This window comes from Gallalistipes aquisgranensis (assembly GCF_014982715.1).
Taxonomy (GTDB): domain Bacteria; phylum Bacteroidota; class Bacteroidia; order Bacteroidales; family Rikenellaceae; genus Gallalistipes; species Gallalistipes aquisgranensis.
Window position 1 is genome coordinate 467,724 of the sequence record NZ_JADCJY010000002.1, and the last position, 18,116, is coordinate 485,839.

Annotated in this window: 14 protein-coding genes and 1 tRNA gene; 2 read left to right on the top strand and 13 right to left on the bottom strand. The window is 59.1% G+C overall.

The genetic code is table 11. The features are described 5' to 3' along the window. Window positions 1-4: 4 nt before the first annotated feature. The 13 genes from INF32_RS11230 to INF32_RS11290 form a co-directional block, all read right to left on the bottom strand. The gene (locus INF32_RS11230; RefSeq protein WP_226388497.1) at window positions 5-3,595 is read right to left on the bottom strand and encodes a SusC/RagA family TonB-linked outer membrane protein; all 3,591 of its coding nucleotides are present in this window, start codon (window positions 3,593-3,595) and stop codon (window positions 5-7) included. 94 nt (window positions 3,596-3,689) lie between these two features. Further along, a complete protein-coding gene (locus INF32_RS11235; RefSeq protein WP_226388498.1) occupies window positions 3,690-4,835 on the bottom strand; it encodes a FecR family protein in 1,146 nt (381 codons plus the stop codon). A 136-nt stretch (window positions 4,836-4,971) separates the two neighbouring features. Further along, window positions 4,972-5,532, bottom strand: a complete 561-nt coding sequence (locus INF32_RS11240; protein ID WP_226388499.1) for an RNA polymerase sigma factor — start codon at window positions 5,530-5,532, stop codon at window positions 4,972-4,974. 352 nt (window positions 5,533-5,884) lie between these two features. Beyond that, window positions 5,885-6,133, bottom strand: coding sequence for an HNH endonuclease (locus INF32_RS12135; RefSeq protein WP_226388652.1), 249 nt, complete (start codon window positions 6,131-6,133; stop codon window positions 5,885-5,887). Window positions 6,134-6,605: 472 nt separating this feature from the next. After that, window positions 6,606-6,678: transfer RNA gene (locus tag INF32_RS11250), tRNA-Met, on the bottom strand. 172 nt (window positions 6,679-6,850) lie between these two features. Continuing rightward, the gene (locus INF32_RS11255) at window positions 6,851-8,644 is read right to left on the bottom strand and encodes a heterodisulfide reductase-related iron-sulfur binding cluster (RefSeq protein ID WP_226388500.1); all 1,794 of its coding nucleotides are present in this window, start codon (window positions 8,642-8,644) and stop codon (window positions 6,851-6,853) included. Window position 8,645: 1 nt separating this feature from the next. Then, on the bottom strand, window positions 8,646-8,975 hold the full coding sequence (locus tag INF32_RS11260; protein ID WP_226388501.1) for a 4Fe-4S dicluster domain-containing protein: 330 nt from the start codon (window positions 8,973-8,975) through the stop codon (window positions 8,646-8,648). Further along, window positions 8,972-10,060: an FAD-dependent oxidoreductase gene (locus INF32_RS11265; RefSeq protein WP_226388653.1), complete on the bottom strand. Its 1,089-nt coding sequence runs from the start codon at window positions 10,058-10,060 to the stop codon at window positions 8,972-8,974. Before INF32_RS11265 ends, INF32_RS11260 begins: the two co-directional genes overlap by 4 nt. Next, on the bottom strand, window positions 9,982-11,049 hold the full coding sequence (locus tag INF32_RS11270; protein WP_226388502.1) for a heterodisulfide reductase-related iron-sulfur binding cluster: 1,068 nt from the start codon (window positions 11,047-11,049) through the stop codon (window positions 9,982-9,984). The genes INF32_RS11265 and INF32_RS11270 overlap by 79 nt, the downstream gene beginning before the upstream one ends. 3 nt (window positions 11,050-11,052) lie before the next feature. Then, a complete protein-coding gene (locus INF32_RS11275) occupies window positions 11,053-11,748 on the bottom strand; it encodes a 4Fe-4S dicluster domain-containing protein (protein WP_226388503.1) in 696 nt (231 codons plus the stop codon). 116 nt (window positions 11,749-11,864) lie between these two features. Continuing rightward, a complete protein-coding gene (locus INF32_RS11280; RefSeq protein WP_226388504.1) occupies window positions 11,865-12,770 on the bottom strand; it encodes a YegS/Rv2252/BmrU family lipid kinase in 906 nt (301 codons plus the stop codon). A gap of 3 nt (window positions 12,771-12,773) precedes the next feature. Beyond that, entirely contained in the window at window positions 12,774-13,799 is a 1,026-nt protein-coding gene (locus INF32_RS11285; protein WP_226388505.1) for an FAD:protein FMN transferase, read from the bottom strand. A 39-nt stretch (window positions 13,800-13,838) separates the two neighbouring features. Next, window positions 13,839-15,290 carry an NfeD family protein gene (locus tag INF32_RS11290; protein ID WP_226388506.1) on the bottom strand — a complete coding sequence of 484 codons (1,452 nt, stop codon included), beginning with the start codon at window positions 15,288-15,290 and terminating at the stop codon, window positions 13,839-13,841. Between the two features lie 151 nt (window positions 15,291-15,441). Here INF32_RS11290 and rpsO point away from each other — a divergent pair, with 151 nt between their 5' ends. Further along, window positions 15,442-15,714, top strand: a complete 273-nt coding sequence (gene rpsO / locus INF32_RS11295; protein ID WP_226388507.1) for a 30S ribosomal protein S15 — start codon at window positions 15,442-15,444, stop codon at window positions 15,712-15,714. Window positions 15,715-15,812: 98 nt separating this feature from the next. Next, window positions 15,813-17,948, top strand: a complete 2,136-nt coding sequence (locus tag INF32_RS11300) for a polyribonucleotide nucleotidyltransferase (RefSeq protein WP_394368334.1) — start codon at window positions 15,813-15,815, stop codon at window positions 17,946-17,948. The last annotated feature ends 168 nt before the right edge of the window (window positions 17,949-18,116 follow it).

Consider the following 18,116-nt stretch of genomic DNA (forward strand, 5'->3'; position numbering starts at 1 on the left):
TTTTTTAGAATCCGATATTCAGACCGAAGGTGAAGATGCGGGCCCGGACTTGCTGGCCGGGGAGCTCCGGGTCGAATCCGTCGAAGCGCTTGCTGGCGATCACGAAGGGATTGGCCACGCTGAAGCTGGCCTGGAATCGCTGGAGGCCCAGCTTCTTGCACCAGTCGTCCTTCATCTGCCAGGTCAGCATCAACTGCTGGCAGCGCAGGAACGAGCCGTTCACGACCCGCAGGTCGGAGTAGTTCCACATCTGCATCCAGGGCATAATATTGGTGTTCGGCAGCGTGTACCGGTATTCGCTGCCGGTGATGAAGCCCGGAATGTCGGTATGCGCCTCGTCGCCCGGCTTTTTCCACCGGTTGAGCAGGTCGCGGCTCAGGTTGACTTCCGGAGAGGGCATCTGTCCCTGATCCGAGAAGCCGTCGTAGGGGGAGGGCAGACGCTTTTTGGCTCCCAGCAGGAGGGAGAAGTTGCTGCTGAAAAGGACCGATTTGTAACGGAAGTCGATCTGGAGTCCTCCGGTGAAGTTGGGAGTGCTCTGGCCGGAATAGACGAGGAATTCCGTGGGGTCCATATTTACGTCCGTCTCTTTGTCGATCAGGTTGAACAGAGGATGTCCGTCCTCATGGCTCAGACCTGCGTAGGAGAACGACCAGAATCCGGAGACGGGATAGCCCGCCTTAAGAATCTTGCTGCTGCTGCCGTTGAGGAATTCGTAGAGCGTGGGGGTCGAAACCGGATCGCCCGCCTTGTTGAAGTTGCGCGAGGCGTTCAGCCGGACCATCAGCCACAGGTCCTTCTTGTTGATGGGAAAGAACTCCACCGTGGCTTCGACGCCCCGGTTCTTGATGATGCCGCCGTTCACGTCCATCGTGGACAGGCCGTACAGATAGGGAATGTCGCGCGTTACGATGGCGTTCGACTCCCTCGAATAGTACTCGAGGATCACGTTGACCGCGCGGAAAAGCCCCATGTCCAGACCGAGGTTCCAGGTCGTGGTCTTCTCCCAGGAGAGGTTGTAGTTGGGCAGCTGGTAGATCGTGTTGGTGAATTGCTGGTAGAGGTTGTCGACCGTGCCGTATTCGAGGATCAGTTCGTTGCTGCGGTTGGTCAGGGCGTTGCCTTGGATGCCGTAGGTGGCGCGCAGGCGGAGCATGTCCACCCATTTGGCGTTGTTCCTGATCCAGGGCTCCTGGGCTGCGTCCCACGACAGTCCGAACGAATAGTTGGGGTCGAAACGCTTGTTCACGTTCTGTCCGAACCGGTTGGACATGTCGTTGCGGATGTTGGCGTTCAGCACGTAGCGGTTCTTGAACGAATAGGCTACGGTGGCGAAGTAGGAGACGAAATTGGTGACGTTCGGTTTGTAACCCCAGGACGGATTCAGGTTCGAATAGAGGTCGTTGAAAACTCCCCAGTCCGAGGGTATCTGTCCGTTTCCGATGGGTACCAGTTCATCCAACGGGGTGGGCATGGCCAGTTTGTTGCCCCGGTCGGGCGTGTAGCCCCATACCGTGTTGGAAATGGCCTTTTCCGTGGTCGAACGGAGCTCGAAGCCGAGCATGGCGTTCAGCCGGTGGTCCGCCTTGAACGTTTTGGAGAATTTCAGCATGTTGGTGGCGTTGTAGCTGCGCTGCGACACGCTGTTGGTATAGAGCTGGCCTCCGTAGGGCAGTATGGCCGCCCTGAACTCGTCCGTTCCCGGTCCGAATTCGTTGTAGTCGTATCCCCGGAACTCTTTGGCGATGTAATTGGTCTTTTCCAGGTAGTAGCTTTCGGCATTCAGATCGCTGATCGACATGCCGCCCTGCAGCTGGTAGGTGAGCCAGGGGGCGATTTTCCACTCCAGGTCGAGGGAGAAGGAGTAGTCCTTGCGTTCCGTGTTCGCGCCGCTGTTGTCCCGTTCGTTGATGACGTTGTAGCCGAAGTGGTCCCGTTGGTCGTTGAGCCGGTATGAGCCGCGGGCGTTGTAGAAGGCCAGGGACCCGTCGCTTTCGTAGGCGGGAATGGCGCGGCTGGTGGAGATGGCGTAATTGAACGGGTTCACACCGGTGAACGTCGAGGTGTTGCTGACGCTCCCGTTCATGTAGGCGCTGAGCCGTACGTTTTTGTGCAGCGTATTGGTCAGCGCCACGTTGGCGGAGTAGCGTTCGTTGTCGTTGCCGATCTCCTGGCCGTTCTCCTTCGTGTAGCTGAGCGAAACCCGGTAATTGTTTTTGGTGGTTCCGCCCGATACGCTGACGTTATGGTTGTGCGATACGGCCCGGCGGGTCAGGAGCTTGAGCCAGTCGGTGTTGCCCGTTTCGAGCTCCCTTCTGCGGGCGATGTATTCCGCTTCCGAGATCTCCCCCTCGTTCATCATCTTGATGATGCCTTCGTAGGTGTTCCACTGCTTGATGGGCTCGAACTGGTACCTGGTGCCGCTGTTGATCGCCTCGTCGGTGATCTGCATGCGCTCCTGCGAGTTCATCATGTTGAACATACCGTAGTTGGGGCGGTTGGTGATCGAGACGCTTCCGTTGTAGTTGACGCTCACCCGGTCGGTGGTGGCCTTTTTGGTGGTGATGACGATCACGCCGTTCGAAGCTCTCGATCCGTAGATGGCCGTGGCCGAAGCGTCCTTGAGGACGGTGATGCTTTCGATGTCGGCGGGGTTGAGCCACGACACCTGGTTGCCGATGATGGTGCGCAGCTCGCTCATCAGCGAGGCGTTTCCCTCCAGGTTGAGCGGCTCGGGCTGGATGATGCCGTCCACGACCCACAGGGGCGAGGAGTTGCCGAGAAAGGTGGAAGTGCCCCGGATCTCGATCGACGTGGAGCTTCCCACCCGGTTGCTCGTGTTGAGTACGGTCATTCCGGCGATCTGGCCCTGGAGCATCTTGTCGATGGTGGAGTAGGCCCCGATCTTGATGTCGTCCGCCTTGACCTTGGAGTAGGAACCCACCATGTCGGCGCGGTTGATCGTCTGGTAGCCGGTCACCACCACGTCGTCGATCTCCCCGATGTTCTCCTTCAGTACGATGCGGTACTCCTCCTTGCCCGGTTCGATCTTGACGTACTGGGTCAGCATGCCCACGAACGATGCCTGGAACATGGTGGCGTCCTTGGGCAGGAAGAGGACGAAATTGCCGGCGTTGTCGGCCGTGGTGCCGCGGTACGTCTCCTGGGAAAAGAGGGTCGCGCCCGGAATGGGCTGCCCTTTCGTATCGACCACCTTGCCCTTGACCGCCATGAGCGGGGTCTGCGACGGAGTCCGGTAGGGGCGTTTGGTAATGACGACGATGCCGTTTTTGATGTTGTAGGTGAAACTTTTCTGGGTGAGTACCCGTTCGAGCACCGTTTCCCAGTTTTCGTCCGTGGCCCTTACGCTCACCGGCTGCACTCCCTGGAAGAGGGCGGCGGTGTAGAGGAAGTTCTGGCCCGTCTGTTTTTTGATCTCTTCGATGACCTTTTCGAGCGGCACGTCCTGCATGTTCAGGGTCACCTGTTTGGCCGACTGGGCGTGTGCCGCGGAGAGATTGACGCACATGAACAGCAGAACCGCCGTTCCCATCCTCACGAGGCCGGAAAAAGTCCTTCGGCATTTCCGTTCCATAAGTAAACGTTTCATCATTACATGTAAGTGTTGGTTAAGATAATTATGTGGAAGGTGACGGCCGGCCGGAAGTGGAATGCCTGCCGGCTGTCGGTTATATGGTCGTCAGTTCGATGGTCGATCCCTCGATCCGGTAGCCCACTTCGCGGGTGGCGCTCAGAGCCTCCAGGAACACGTTGATGTTGTCGTACCGGCGGACGTTCCCCGTGAAACGCCTCTCTCCGATCGCCTCGTCGGCATATACGACCGAAACGTTGTACCAGCGTTCGAACGTGTTCATGATCTCTTTCAGCGGTTTTTCCCGGAAGACGTAGAGACCGTCTTTCCAGCCCACGAACTCCTCGACGTTCACCTGCTGTTTCAGGGTCCGGCCGTCGTTCAGTGTGACGATCTGTTCGCCGGGCGAGAGGTGGATCGAATCGCCGTTGCGGGTGGTGAACCGTATCTTTCCCGTCAACAGGGTGGTGGTGAGGCGGTCTTCGTCGGCATATCCCGTCACTCCGAACTCCGTTCCGAGTACTTCGATCGTTCCGGCTTCCGTGTCGACCAGAAAACGACGCCCGTCTTTCTTGACATCGAAATAGGCTTCGCCGCAGAGATAGAGCCTGCGCTCCTTTCCGGTCATGCCGGCCGGATATCGGAGGATCGTCCCGGCGTTCAGCCACACCTGCGTGCCGTCGCCCAGCACGAAGTGGAACTCTCCGCCGGCGGGAATTTTCAGTTCATGGTATACGGTGCTCTGTGTCGGCTCCTCGACCGAATAGGAGAGGGTGCCTCCCTCCGAGAGAATGTTCACCCCGTCTTTCTGCAGGGCGGTCGGCTGTTCGGGCGTGATGTCCACGCGGCTGCCGTCGGCCAGCGTCAGCGTGGCTTTGGGAGATCCTGGCGGTATGATTTCGGCGCGGGAGAGTTCCTGCCGGGGTTCGCCCGTGAGCAGCAACAGCGCGGAGGAGACGAGGCCGACCAGCAGGACGGCGGCGGCCGAAGTCCATCGGACTGTCCGGCGGAGCCGCTCCTTCAGGAGCCGGTTTTCGAAAGCGAGATACCCTTCCCGGGGGGAGAAGGCGGCATAGCGGTCCCACTCCCTGTCGAGGAATTTTTTCTCGTGCAGTTCTCCGTACACCTTTTTCAGGGCCGGGTCGCCGAGCATTTCGTTCAGGCGTGCCTCTTCCTTCGGGGAGAGTTTCCCCGTCAGGGATTTCCGCAGCAGTTCCGCGTCGTCGAAAAATCGTTCATTCATTGTAAGCGGGGTTATGGCAATTTATATAATACATAACTCCGTTTTTTAAATGACATCGGAGGTGAAAAAAATGCGTTTCGGACGAAATTTTACGGAAATGTTAAGAATGAAACACCGTCCGGCTTCTGCCGGCGCGTTACCAGAGCAGCAACAGATACATTTTGTTGCGCATTTTCGACCGGAGGTATTTGAAAGCCCGGCTGCGGTGGGTTTTGACGGTGTTGACGCTGACCTCCAGTTTTTGGGCGATCTCCTCCCACGAGTAGCCTTCGATGCTGAGCAGGATGACTTTCCGCTGTTCCGGGGAGAGGTTGTTGATGTGGACGTACAGTTGGCGGAGTACCTCCTCGCGGAGGGTGACCGCATAGAGCTCTTCGGTCGATGCGGACTGTTCGGCTCCGATTTTTTCGAGGATGCCGTTGCGGATATTGTTGTTGCGCAGGAAGATCAGCGTGTTGTTGTAACACGCCCGGTACAGGTATCGGGTCAGTTCGCGTTCGTTCACGAACCGTCGGTCGGACTTCCAGATGTTCACGAAAATCTCCTGGACGATGTCCTTGGCGCTCTCCCCGTCGCCGAGCATGTGCTGGACATAGTTGCACAAGGCCGGATAGTAATGGTCGAAAAGAACCTTCCAGGCTCCTTTGTCCTTGTCGTTCAGGCCGGATATGGGGAATATGTCCATCGGCGATTCCATCGGTATCGGTTACAAATATACGAATTACCCGGATATTTCCTGTCCCGTACGGGCGATATGCAAAAAACGGGCAACAAACGTATTCCCTCCTCCGTCGGAGGATCGGAAGCGGAAAATCCGGAGCGGGTCGTCCGCTATCTTGTCCTGTCCGGCATGAAGAAATTCGGTTGGGAAAGCGGCTGGGCCGGCATTGCCCGCCGGAGGGCAGAGTGACGGATCTTCCGTCCGATGAATCGGGATATTTCAGATGGATATGGCCGACCGTTCCAAAAGGATATATATAGGGGAGAATTCGGAAGAGAGGGCTTTGTGTGAAATACGCATGGAATTGTAGATCGATTTGAAAGGATGTTTATTGCCGGTTCTTTTTGTTGTGTAATTCGTTGTGAAAATCGATAAATTCCTTGCCGATTCTCCCTTTTGTGTGTAGACTGTCGGGGAGCCTAATCGCCCGATTGTCACATAATACATGGCAATTTGGACATACGATCAGAATGTTTGCTTCAGTGTCGGGACCATCGTAAGGCTTTCCGAGAGGTTTTATGTGATGTCCTTCCGAATAATAAACACGATGTGCGATTTCCAAACGTGTGCCGCACAGTTGGCATTTGTTGTCGTGGAGGTGTTTTTAAGTCTTTTATGATCTTTATACGTCTTATGATTTGGGCATAGGTGCCGATGCGTCTTTGGGCATGGTCTGTTTCTTCGCTCTCTTCCTGGATGAAAGACCTGTCCGTTAGGTATTTTCGAAATCCCCATCGGCCGTTTCCGATTCCCCGGGCGGAATAGAATAGGTCTGCTTGTCCGGTAAAAGCATCAGAATCGGAAGAGTGCTGTTCAATGGTTCTGCGAACGGAAGCTTTCCAGTTTTTTTTGAGTGAAACGTCCCGTATGCTTGCAACCGATCTGTATATATCAGGGAGAGATCCTTCGCCTCCGAGCAGGAGTAAGGCCGTTATGACATCGTCGATCCAGGGTTTCTCGTCTTCCATGGCGATTCGGATTCAGAAATTTCGAAACTTAGGTTTGGATATTATGCAATAGAAAAAGAGTCCGATTGTTCGGACTCTTAGTAGCGGGGGGAGGACTCGAACCTCCGACCTTTGGGTTATGAGCCCAACGAGCTGCCAACTGCTCCACCCCGCGGTATGATGTATTACTGACTGTAATTCAGTTCTTCCCTCAAAGGGATTACAAAAGTAACGCTTTTTTTCGTATTTCCAAAATATTTTTTCGGAATGTGTCCGGTCTGTGTCGTTTCCGGATTCGTGGTTCTCTTGTATTCAGTGCGTTCCGCGAAGATATTTTTTTGTGCCGGCTATGCCGTGGGGCGGGAGAGCGAGGCGGAAACGATCTCCGACAGGTCGTACACCGGGCGCGAGGCATTGCGTGCGATCGCTTTTTTGCAGAGAGGACAGGCGGTCACCACCGCATCAGCCCCGGTCGATTCCAGCGTAGCGGTCAGGGCCCGGCCGATTTTTTCCTGTCCGGCGTCGTCGATGGCCGTGTTCGCCACGCTGCTGCCGCAGCAGAGAGCCCCTTCCCGGGTCTCCTCCGGTTCCGTCAGCCGTCCTACCGCGGCGATCACGGCGCGGGGTTCGTCGTAGATGCCGCAGCCGCGCCCCAGTTCGCAAGGATCGTGGTAGGTGAACAGCTGCGATCCGGCCTCTACGTGCAGCCGTCCGCTTTCGATCAGCCGTTCGATGTACTGGGAGTGGTGAAGGACCTCGATGCCCGGCAGGTCGTAGTCTTCCCGGAACACCTTGAGGCAGATCGGGCAGGAGGTGACCAGCATGGTAATACCGTGTTTGTAGAAAAGTTCGCGGTTGTATTCCATTATCTTTGCTGCCGCATCCACCTCTCCGGAGAGTTTCAGGGGGCGGCCGCAGCAGACTCCCCCGTCGCGGTCGGCCCGCCAGACCTCTTCTCCGGCGGCCTCGAAAATGCGGTCCATCGCCTGCAGGATGCGGGGTGTGAGGAGGGTCATGCAGCCCGCGAAGTACCCCGTTTTCCCCGTGCCCGACGAGCGGTCCGTTCCGGCCAGGTAGGCATAGCGGTTGTCGGCCGGAGTGTTGCGGAATTTTTCACGGCTGTTGAGGCGCAGCGTGTTGAGTTCGATTCCCACCGGACATTTCGTCTCGCAGCGCCCGCACATCAGGCAGTTGTCTGCCACCGCCTGCGTCAGGTGCCCGTATCGGCGGTCACGCAGGAAGTAGACCGACTGCACGTTGTCGATCCCCGCATCCCGTTGCAGCTGGCAGGGGTCGATGCAGATGCCGCACCGGGAACAGGCTTCGAGCTGGAAACGGTCGAAACTTTTCTCCTTCGCTTCGCTTTTCACCCCGTAGCGGCGCAGGAAGATCAGTGGAATCTCCGTAAAGATGTGCATGTAGCGCGAGAAGGGCATCGCCACGAAGAAGACCCCGAGCACGATGGAGTAGAACCACCACGCCACGGGTTCTGCGGCCGCGAGCTGTTCCGGGGTGAGGACCGACGCCAGGGCCCGGCCGATACTGCCCGTGAGGAAACTTCCGCTGTGGTGCAGGCCGCCGGTGACGCTTTCGGCCGCGAGCCGTGCGGGGAAGATAAGCCACAGGGCCGAGAGGGCGATCCGGTCGCCGGGGGTGTGTTTCGTGGTGCGGCGCATGCCCATCATCTTCGAGCGCATCCGCTTGCCCCAGGCCAGCGCCACGCCCGAGAGGACGAACAGCAGCAACAGATCCATCAGGAAGGGGAACACACCGTCCGATCCGGCGTCGCTGAAGAAGTATTTGAAGAAAATGTGGGTGTGCAGCGGTGCGAACTCCCCGCCCAGATGGGCCGACGTTTCGAGCCATCCGACCGTGATGAGCAGGAACCAGCCGAACGCCAGGCTCATGTGCATGTAGCCCAGCACGGGATTGATCCAGAAGATGCGGCGGTGGAGCAGCGACTCCGAAAAGACTTCGCCCACGGCCCCGAAGGTCCTGGCGGTGAGGATGCCCCGCCGAAGGAGCTTCCGGTCCCCGGCCGGGAGGCGTATCAGCCAGCGGACGTATTTGTAGATCACGACCGCGAAAAGTACGGCGACCCCGATGGTGAAAGGCAGAACGAAATGGTCGTAATATCTCATCTCAGTAGTCTCCCAATTCGCGTTTGATGAGCAGCACCACGCCCCGGGTGTTGATGCCCCTCGGGCAGACCAGCCGGCATTTGCCGCAGAGCATGCATTTGTTCATCTCTTCGTAGGCCCCCTTGTATTCGCCCCTCCGTACGAGGGTGTGTACCCTGCGGAAGTTGAACGAGGTCAGGTTGCCCGCCGTGCAGGTGGCCGTGCAGCTGCCGCAGGCGATGCAGGCCTCCAGCTCCGGCATCTGTTCCCGGATGCGGTCGGCCGCCAGCAGATCGTTCTTGTCGAGGTTGATCGCTCTCGGCTGGTTGATGTTGAATCCCCACTGTATCATGGCCGTCCGGAGAGGTATCGGGCCACCCGGTCGGCGGCGGTGATCGCTTCGTTGAGGCTTTCGCCCACGTTCTTCGGCGCGGTGACCGTGCCTGCGTAGAAGATGTTCGGCGCCCCGGAGCAGACGTTGCGCAGGAACGAGTCCTGCGGACGGACGAAGCCGCTCGGCGCCAGCTCCACGGCGGGGCTCTCCGCGAAACGGACGTTGCCCGCCCCCGGTTTCATGCCTATAAGCAGGATCAGCATGTCGACGGTCATCTTCAGCGGACGTCCCACCAGCGTGTCTTCGGCTTTGATCTGCACCCGGTGGTCGATGGTCTCGCCCGCCTCCGAGATACGGCCGCGCACGAAACGGATGCCGTACTCCTGCTGGGCCTGGCGGTACATCTCCTCGTAGCCGGGACCGAACATGCGGATGTCCATGTAGAAGTTGTAGACCTCGGCCGCGGGGTAGAGCCTTTTCAGTTCGATGGCCTGTTTGACCCCCGTGATGCAGCACACGCGCGAACAGTGGCGCTGTCCGACCTTCTCGTCCCGCGAACCCACGCAGTGGAGGAGGGCGATCCGCTGGGGCTTCCGGCCTTCGGCGGTGAGCACCCGTCCCTCGTTGAACATCGCTTCGAGGTCGGCCGAAGTGTAGACGTTCGGGTAGATGCCGTAGCCGTACTCCTCCTTGAGCCGGGCATTGAACAGGTCGAAACCCGAACAGACCACCACGGCGTCGGCCTCCAGCCGGGTGCCGTCGGCCAGTTCCACGCCCCGTTCCCCGATCCGACTCACTTCGGTGTTCGTGCGCACTTCGGCGCCCGAACGTTCCAGCCGGGCCGAGAGCTCCCCGAGTACCTCGGACGCGGGGGTGAAGGTGGGAAAGAGCCGGTGCCAGCCCGTCAGCTTTCCGCCCGTGCGTTCCGACTTTTCGAGCAGCAGCGGGCTGAATCCCCGCTCCGCCAGCGATACGGCGGTCTGCATGCCGGCGATGCCTCCGCCGATGACGATCACTTTATGACTCATAACTGTATGTGCGAACTGTTGTTGACGAGCGCATCGGCGGGCTGGCCGATGAACTTTCCGTTTTTGCCGAGGTATTTGGCCGCCGGGTCGTAGCGGATACCCATTTTGTCGAGCAGGGGCTCCACGTTCACTTGGTGCATCTGCATGCCCAGTTCCCACGGATCGTAGCCCAGCACGAGCCCGGCCATCTCCTCGTAGGTGAGCACGGGGATACCCTGCCCGTCCTGTCCGTAGACCGTGCCCTCCATCTCGGCGATGGTGTACTGCCACTTGTCGAGGAACATGGCGCACCCCGGGCAGTTGGCCACGATGAAGTCGGGTTTGTAGGGGGCCATCGACTCGAATTTCTTCTGGGAGTTGGCCACCGAATATCCGCGGTTGGCCTGCACCAGGTAGTTGCGGAATCCGAAGCCGCAGCAGTGCCGCCGTTCGGGGTAGTCGATCACCTCACCGCCCCACGATTCGATCATGCCGGCCAGCACGTAGGGGAATTCCGAACCGCCGAAGCCTGTTTTCGGGAATATCTTGGCGTAGTGGCAGCCGATGTGCTCGACTACGCGCAGGGGGCGGCCCGTTTCGGCGTTCACCAGTTTGTGGCGGGCCTTGCGGGCGATCTCCTCCCGGTGGTGGAAGACGATGTCCGAGGTGTGCGCGATGCTTTTCGGTTTTTTGAACTCCCGCCCCGTGGCTTTGTAGAGGTGCTCGCGGGCGCGCTCCTCGGTTTCGGGAAACTCGTGCCACATCTCCATCGCTTCGTTGTAGATGCCGAACGAGGTGATGCACGAAGAGATGAAGTTCTCGTATCCCGCCTCGGTCATCAGCGAAAACTGGCGGGCGATCACCGTCATGATGGTCTCCAGCGGCACGATGTCCGAGTGGTAGCCGATGCCCGTGCAGGAGGTGTGGATCGCCTCCTCCTTCACGTTCCGGTTCAGGTCGTTGCGCATGATGTTGAGGAATGCGGCTTCCGATCCGGGGAAAAAGTTCTGCCGGATGCAGCTGCGCACGTAGAAATAGTCGTCGTCCGCGATCTCCTTCTGGTATTCCGTCCAGCTGTTTCTCATGGCTCAGTGGTGTTCCCCGCTGTTGGCGGTGTAAACATGGTTGAAATAGTCGTCGTCCGCCGAAGGATAGCCCATCTCCCGGGCCTTCCGCTCGGAACACTCCTCGATGTGGTCGAAGAAGGCCCTGCCTCCCGTCACTTCGAAGATGCTCCGCAGCTCTTCCATGGACTTGTCGTCGATCCGGCGCAGGGCTCCTTCGCCCTCCCGCCGGTAAACGGGGGTGAACTGTTCGTACACCTCCTGATCGTGTTCGTAGATCCACTCCCACACCGGTCCCTGTTCCGGGTGCATGGCCGGATTGACCAGCCTGGGGTGTACGCAGAAACCCGTGGTGAGGATGCTTTCGCCGATCGTGCGTTTGAGGGCGAGCTGCTGGCGTCCCTTTTCCGACTCGACGAAGAAACCCAGCTTCTGCGACAGGGTGCGCAGCGACTGGATGACGTAGCCGGGCGTATTGCCCCGCGGGCAGCGCGGACGGCAGGACATGCATTCGCCGCAGTACCAGATCGTGTCGCCCTTGAGCAGCGCCTCGATCGCGTCGTCGTCCCGGGTCTGGACGGTGCTGACGATCTGGCGCGGGTCGTAGTCGTAGAATTCGGCGGCCGGGCAGACTCCCGTGCAGACCCCGCAGTTCATGCAGGCCGTGAGGCCCTCTTTCATCCGCACGTCCTGCATCAGCATGTCGAAATATTTACCCATGGACAACGCTCCTCTTTATCGGTTCTGAATTTGCGTAACAAATTTATTACCAATAATTAGGGTGCGGAGTGGCGGTTATGCCTATTTTCGGTGGGTATAAATGCGTATTTTCCGGCCTATTTTCCGGCTTTAGGGCAGAGTACGCGCAGGGCGCCCTTCTCGCAGGTGATCTCCAGCGGGAAGGCGGGACCGGGCTGGCCGTCGATGTCGGTGGTCTCCGGCGTGACCGATTCGGCACTCAGGCGGCTGCACCGGATGTGCACGATGCCGGAAGGGTAGGTGCTCGCCGGCCGCGAACGGGACATGGCCATATATTGGAAGACCGTCCGCACGGTTTCCAGCGGATTGTCGCCCTTGACGATCAGCACGTCGAGCAGTCCGTCGTCCGGTTCCGACAGGTAGGCGAGGCGGAGCTGTCCGGCCGTCTTGCCGTTGAAGACGAAGAAGATGAGCGAACTGCCCGAGAAGTCGCCGCCGTCGGTCGTGATGCGGATGTGCATTTTGCGGAGTTTGGAGAGCTCTCCGATCCCCCCCACGTAGTAGGCCAGCTTGCCGAAGGTGTTTTTCAGGATCGTGGGCGTACGCTGCGATACGTCGGTGAAGAGGCCGCAGCTGAACACGTTCACGAAGTAGAGCCCGTTGGCCCTTCCCAGGTCGATGCGGCGGATCTCCCCGCTCAGCAGGCGGCGGCAGGCCTGGCCGACATCCTGGGGAATGTCGAGCATCGAGGCGAAGTCGTTGGCCGTTCCGGTGGGCAGCATGGCGATCGGAAGGTCGATCTTCCTGCTTTTGAGCAGGTTGACTACGTAGTTCACCGTGCCGTCTCCGCCGGCGATCAGGATATGGTGGTAGCTGAAGTCGAGGTCGCCCGCGATCTCCTGGTCGGGATTCCCTTCGAACGTGAGCCGGTAGGGTACGATCGAATAGCCCTTGCGCTGGTATACGGCGATGATGTCGTCCAGCCGTTCGGTCACCATGTTCTCCCCCGAGGCGGGGTTGTATACGAATTTCACCCGTCTCATCGCTCAATCCCGGATGATGTGTCGTTCGAGGGCGGGCGAAACGTAGGTCTCGAAACGGCCTGCGTCGTCCGTGTAAACCAGGTATCCCATCAGTTCGGGGTGGCGGTTCAGCAGCTCGATCGAGCGGTCGAGGCCGATCACCATCATCAGGGTGCCGTAGGCGTCGGCCAGCGTGGCGTTTTCGGCGATCACCGTGGCCGAGAGCAGGTTGCTGATCTCGCTGTATCCGGTTTTGGGATTGATCGTATGGACGATCTTGCGTCCTTTCGAGTCGGTGTGGTATTTCCGGTAGTTGCCCGAGGTGGCCAGTCCCAGTCCCGTCAGGCTGAGTTTTACCTGCATGTCGGCCCCGGGGGTGAAGTTCCCTTCCTCGGGTTTGTCGATGCCGACCCTCCAGTCGGTGCCCGAAGGATTGGTTCCCCGGCAGAATATCTCGCCGCCGATCTCCACCAGATACTCTTCGATTCCGTGCTCTTCCAGCAGGCGGGCCAGCATGTCGGCCGAATAGCCCTGCGCGATGGAGCTCAGGTCGATCTGCACGCCGGGCATGGTCCGCACCAGCCGTCCGTTTTCGATCCGGATCTTTTCGTGGCCCACATACCGCAACAGGGAGTCGATATCCGGGTCGCCGTCGCACTCCCGGCCCGTGAATCCCCACGCTTCGAAGATCGGTTTGATCGTGATGTCGTACATGCCGTCCGATTCCCGGCTGATCTTTTCCGCCGTCTCCACGCAGTAGGCGATATGCGCGTCCACGGAGTCGGTCTCCCCCCGGTTGATGCGGTTGAGCAGGGAACTGTCGTTGAACAGGGACACCGAGCGGTCGATCACCCCAAGCAGGGAGTCGATCGCCTGCTGTATCTCGGGGCGCTGGCGGTCGCTCTTGACGACGATATGGTAGGTCGAGCCCTGGGCGAAGCCGTCGATCGTGGTGACGGTGTCGCCCGTACGGACGCAGCCGCTCCCGAATACGGCGCCTGCGAACAGGGCTGAAAGCGTGTATGCGAGTTTCTTGCTCCCTTTGTGCATGGTCGTGGGGTTTGAATCGGGAACAAAGATAACAAAACTTTACAATGTGCGGCAATAAAGTATGCCGCCCTCGTCGCGCACCACCTCCACTTCGGTGTCCTTCGGGATGAACAGTCCGTTTTCGGCCGCGGCTTCGTAGAGCCGGTCGCCGATCCGGATCCGGCCTGTCGGTTTCAGCACGGCGGTCACCACGCCCCTGCTGCCCACCAGACGGCGGTCCGTCACCCGCGACACGTACGCTTCCCCGAGACTGGAGGTGAGCACGACCCGCTCCCGCAGGCGCGAATGGCCGGTGAGGAAACGGCGTCCCAGCCAGATGGAGAGCACGAGCGAGAGGGTGGCGCTGACGATCGTCACGGCCACGGGCCGCACCACATAGCCTGCGGAGAGCTGTCCCGAGGGAATGTAGCGGAGCAGGTCGGTGTCGATCGCCGCGAAGGCGAGTCCCAGTACCAGGGCGATGATCCCCACGATGCCCAGCACACCGAAACCGGGCGTGACGAAGATTTCCAGTGCGAGCAGCACGATGCCCGCCAGAAAGAGCAGCAGCTCCCAGTTGGCGGCCAGCCCTTCCGCATAGAGGGGGGCGAAATAGAGCAGGGCGCCACAGACGGCCGCCGCGAGCGGAAAGCCAATGCCCGGGGTCTGGAGTTCGAAATAAATGCCTCCGACGATGAGCATGATCATCACGCCCTGGAAAGCGGGGTTGGTCAGAAAATCCAGAAGGGAGTCCATGCCTGTGGGATGGTACTCCCTGATTTCGGGATCGTCCGTCCCGGCCCGGAGGAGCACCTCCCTCACCGACGAGGCCTTCCCTTCGCAGAATCCCCATCGGATAGCCTCTTCCGTGGTGAGCGTCACCACTTTGGACGAGTCGTCCAGTCCCGGTACCACGATCCCCGGATCGACCATCGCCTCGGCGATGTGCGGGTCCCGCCGCCACCGCCATACGGTGTCTCCGCCGTGGATTTCGGCCACTTTGCCGTGGGCCTCGGCCGTGGAGCGCATCATGCTCCGCATGAAGCTCTGGTATTTGTCGGGAACCGCGTTTCCCTGTCCGTCCACCACCGTGGCCGCCCCGATGCTCGCCCCTTCGCGCATGTAGACCGAATCGGCGGCCAGTGCGATCAGCGCTCCGGCGCTCGCGGCCTGATTGTTGATGAATACGTAGACGGGAAGGGGATAGTTCAGGATACGCGTGCGGATGGTGTCGGCCGCATCCATCACGCCTCCGTAGGTGTTCAGGTCGATCACCACCCGGCAGGCACCCCACGCCTCGGCCTCCTTCAGGCACTTCTCCGTCAGGCGCACGGCCGACGGCATGATCTGGCCGTGGATCGGGAAAACGTACACTTTTTCCGGTGCGGCGCCCTCCCGGAGGGTCGTATCGGCCGGCACGGTCCGGACAGTCGTGTCGGAAGCCGCCCTGCAAAGGATGCCGCCCGCCAGGCAGAGCAGCGAGAGGAGTATCGGTCGGATCGTCGGATGCATGGGGATGTTTTTGAGGGGGAACTCCGGCAAAGATAAAAAATTTGATAATAAATTGGTTGGTTGTCAAAAATAATATACCTTTGCACAACGCTTTGGTGGCATTCGGTAAGGCGGATCCATCGTAAAGTGTGTTAAAACAATCTTATTTATTATGAGCTATTTAACAGCAGAGAAAAAGCAGGAGCTTTTCGGTCAGTACGGAACGTCTAAAACCGATACGGGTTCTCCCGAGAGCCAGATCGCGTTGTTTTCCTACCGTATCAGCCACCTTACGGAACATCTGAAATCGAACAAGCACGACTTCGGTACGCAGCGTGCATTGCTGCGTCTGGTCGGCAAGCGCCGCCAGTTGCTCGAATACCTGAAGAAAGTGGACATCGAGCGGTATCGTGCCATCATCAAGGCGCTGAACCTGAGAAAATAGGCTTCCCTGCGAAGAGAAGAGGAATGAAGGCAATTTTGTTGATTAAATTGCCTTCATTCTCTTAAAGAATGAGACATTTAGAGGAAAAATAGCTAATTATGATGTACAATGCAACACAAAAGGTGATCAGTCTGAGCGGAGGCCGCGAGATTGTCATCGAAACGGGCAAGCTTGCCAAACAGGCCGACGGCTCGGTCGTGGTGAAACAGGGCGATACGATGCTGCTGGCCACGGTGGTGGCCGCCAAGGAGGCCAAACCCGACTGCGACTTCATGCCGCTGCAGGTGGATTACAAGGAGAAATACGCCGCCTGCGGTCGTTACCCCGGCGGGTTCCTCAAACGCGAGGCCCGTCCCAACGACAGCGAGATTCTGGTAGCCCGTCTCATCGACCGTGCCCTGCGTCTCCTCTTCCCGGCCGATTACCACGCCGAAGTGTACGTGACCGTCAACCTGATTTCGGCCGACAAGGACATCCAGCCCGACGCGCTGGCCGGACTGGCCGCATCGGCTGCGCTGGCCGTGTCGGACATTCCTTTCGGAGGTCCCATTTCGGAGGTTCGTGTGGCGCGTATCGACGGACAGTTCGTCATCAATCCCACCTTTTCGCAGATGGAGCATGTCGATCTCGACCTGATCGTGGCCGGTACGCTGGACAACATCATGATGGTGGAGGGCGAGATGAAGGAGGTTTCGGAGGAGGTGATGCTCGAGGCCATCAAGTTCGCCCACGAAGAGATCAAGAAACAGTGCGCCGCGCAGGTCGAGCTGAGCAAGGAGCTGGGCAAGGACGTGAAGCGGACCTACTGCCACGAGACCAACGACGAGGAGCTCCGCCAGCTGGTCATCCGGGAGACCTACGACAAGGCGTACGCCATCGCCCGGGGCGCCAGCTCGAAGCACGAGCGGATGGACGCCTTCGATGCGCTGGAGGCCGAGTTCGCTTCGCGCTACACCGAGGAGGAGCTGGTCGAGAAACTGCCCCTCATCAAGAAATATTTCCATGACGACGTGCTCAAGAAGGCCATGCGCAACATGATCCTCGACGAGGGCATCCGTCTGGACGGCCGCAAGACCGACGAGATCCGTCCCATCTGGTGCGAAGTGGGCTACCTGCCCGCCGCCCACGGTTCGGCCATCTTCACCCGCGGCGAGACGCAGTCGCTGACCACTGTCACGCTGGGTACGAAACTCGACGAGAAACAGATCGACGAGGTGCTGGTGCAGGGCAGCGAACAGTTCGTGCTGCACTACAACTTCCCGCCTTTCTCCACGGGCGAGGCCAAGGCCGCACGCGGTCTTTCGCGCCGCGAGATCGGCCACGGCAACCTGGCATGGCGTGCCCTGAAGCCGATGGTGCCGGTGGGTGAGGAGAATCCCTACGCTGTCCGGGTGGTGTCGGACATCCTGGAGTCGAACGGCTCTTCCTCGATGGCCACGGTCTGCGCCGGCACGCTGGCCCTGATGGACTCCGGCCTGAAGATGAAAAAGCCTGTGTCGGGTATCGCCATGGGGCTGATCTCGGACTCCGCGACCGGAAAATATGCCATTTTGTCCGATATTCTGGGTGACGAGGACCACCTGGGTGACATGGACTTCAAGGTGGCCGGTACGCGCGACGGCATCACCGCCACCCAGATGGACATCAAGGTGGACGGTCTCTCGTACGAGGTGCTCGCCAAGGCGCTCGAACAGGCCAAACGGGGCCGCATGCACATCATGGACAAGATCACGGAGACGATCGCCGAGCCGCGCGCCGACTTCCGTCCCTTCGTTCCGCGCATCGTCCAGATGGTGATTCCCAGCGAGTTCATCGGTGCCGTGATCGGCCCGGGCGGCAAGGTGATCCAGGAGATTCAGAAGGCCACGGGTACCACCATCACCATCACCGAGGCCGACAATAAGGGATACGTCGACATTTTCAGTCAGGACAAGGACGGTCTCGATGCCGCCTACGCCCGTATCAAGGGAATCGTGGCGATTCCCGAGGTGGGTGAAATATATAAAGGTAAGATCAAGTCGATCGTGTCGTTCGGCGCTTTCGTGGAGATTCTGCCCGGCAAGGACGCCCTGCTGCACATCTCGGAGATCGACCACAGGCGTTTCGAGACCATGGAACAGACCGGCCTGAAAGAGGGTCAGGAGATCGAGGTGAAGCTGATCGGGGTCGATCCCAAGACCAACAAGCTGAAATTGTCGAGGAAAGCCCTGATCCCTAAGCCGCAGAAGGCGTAGTGGCATAGAATTTGACACGTCGGTATCCGTAGGAAACGTCTGCCGGCGTGTCGGATTTTTTTCACAAAAGTTGCACGTTATCTGAAATATATTGTTATTTTTGTGACTACCATGTCCTTAACAGCGAGAGACAGTAAACAAATAAAAATAGTTAACTTATTTTAACGC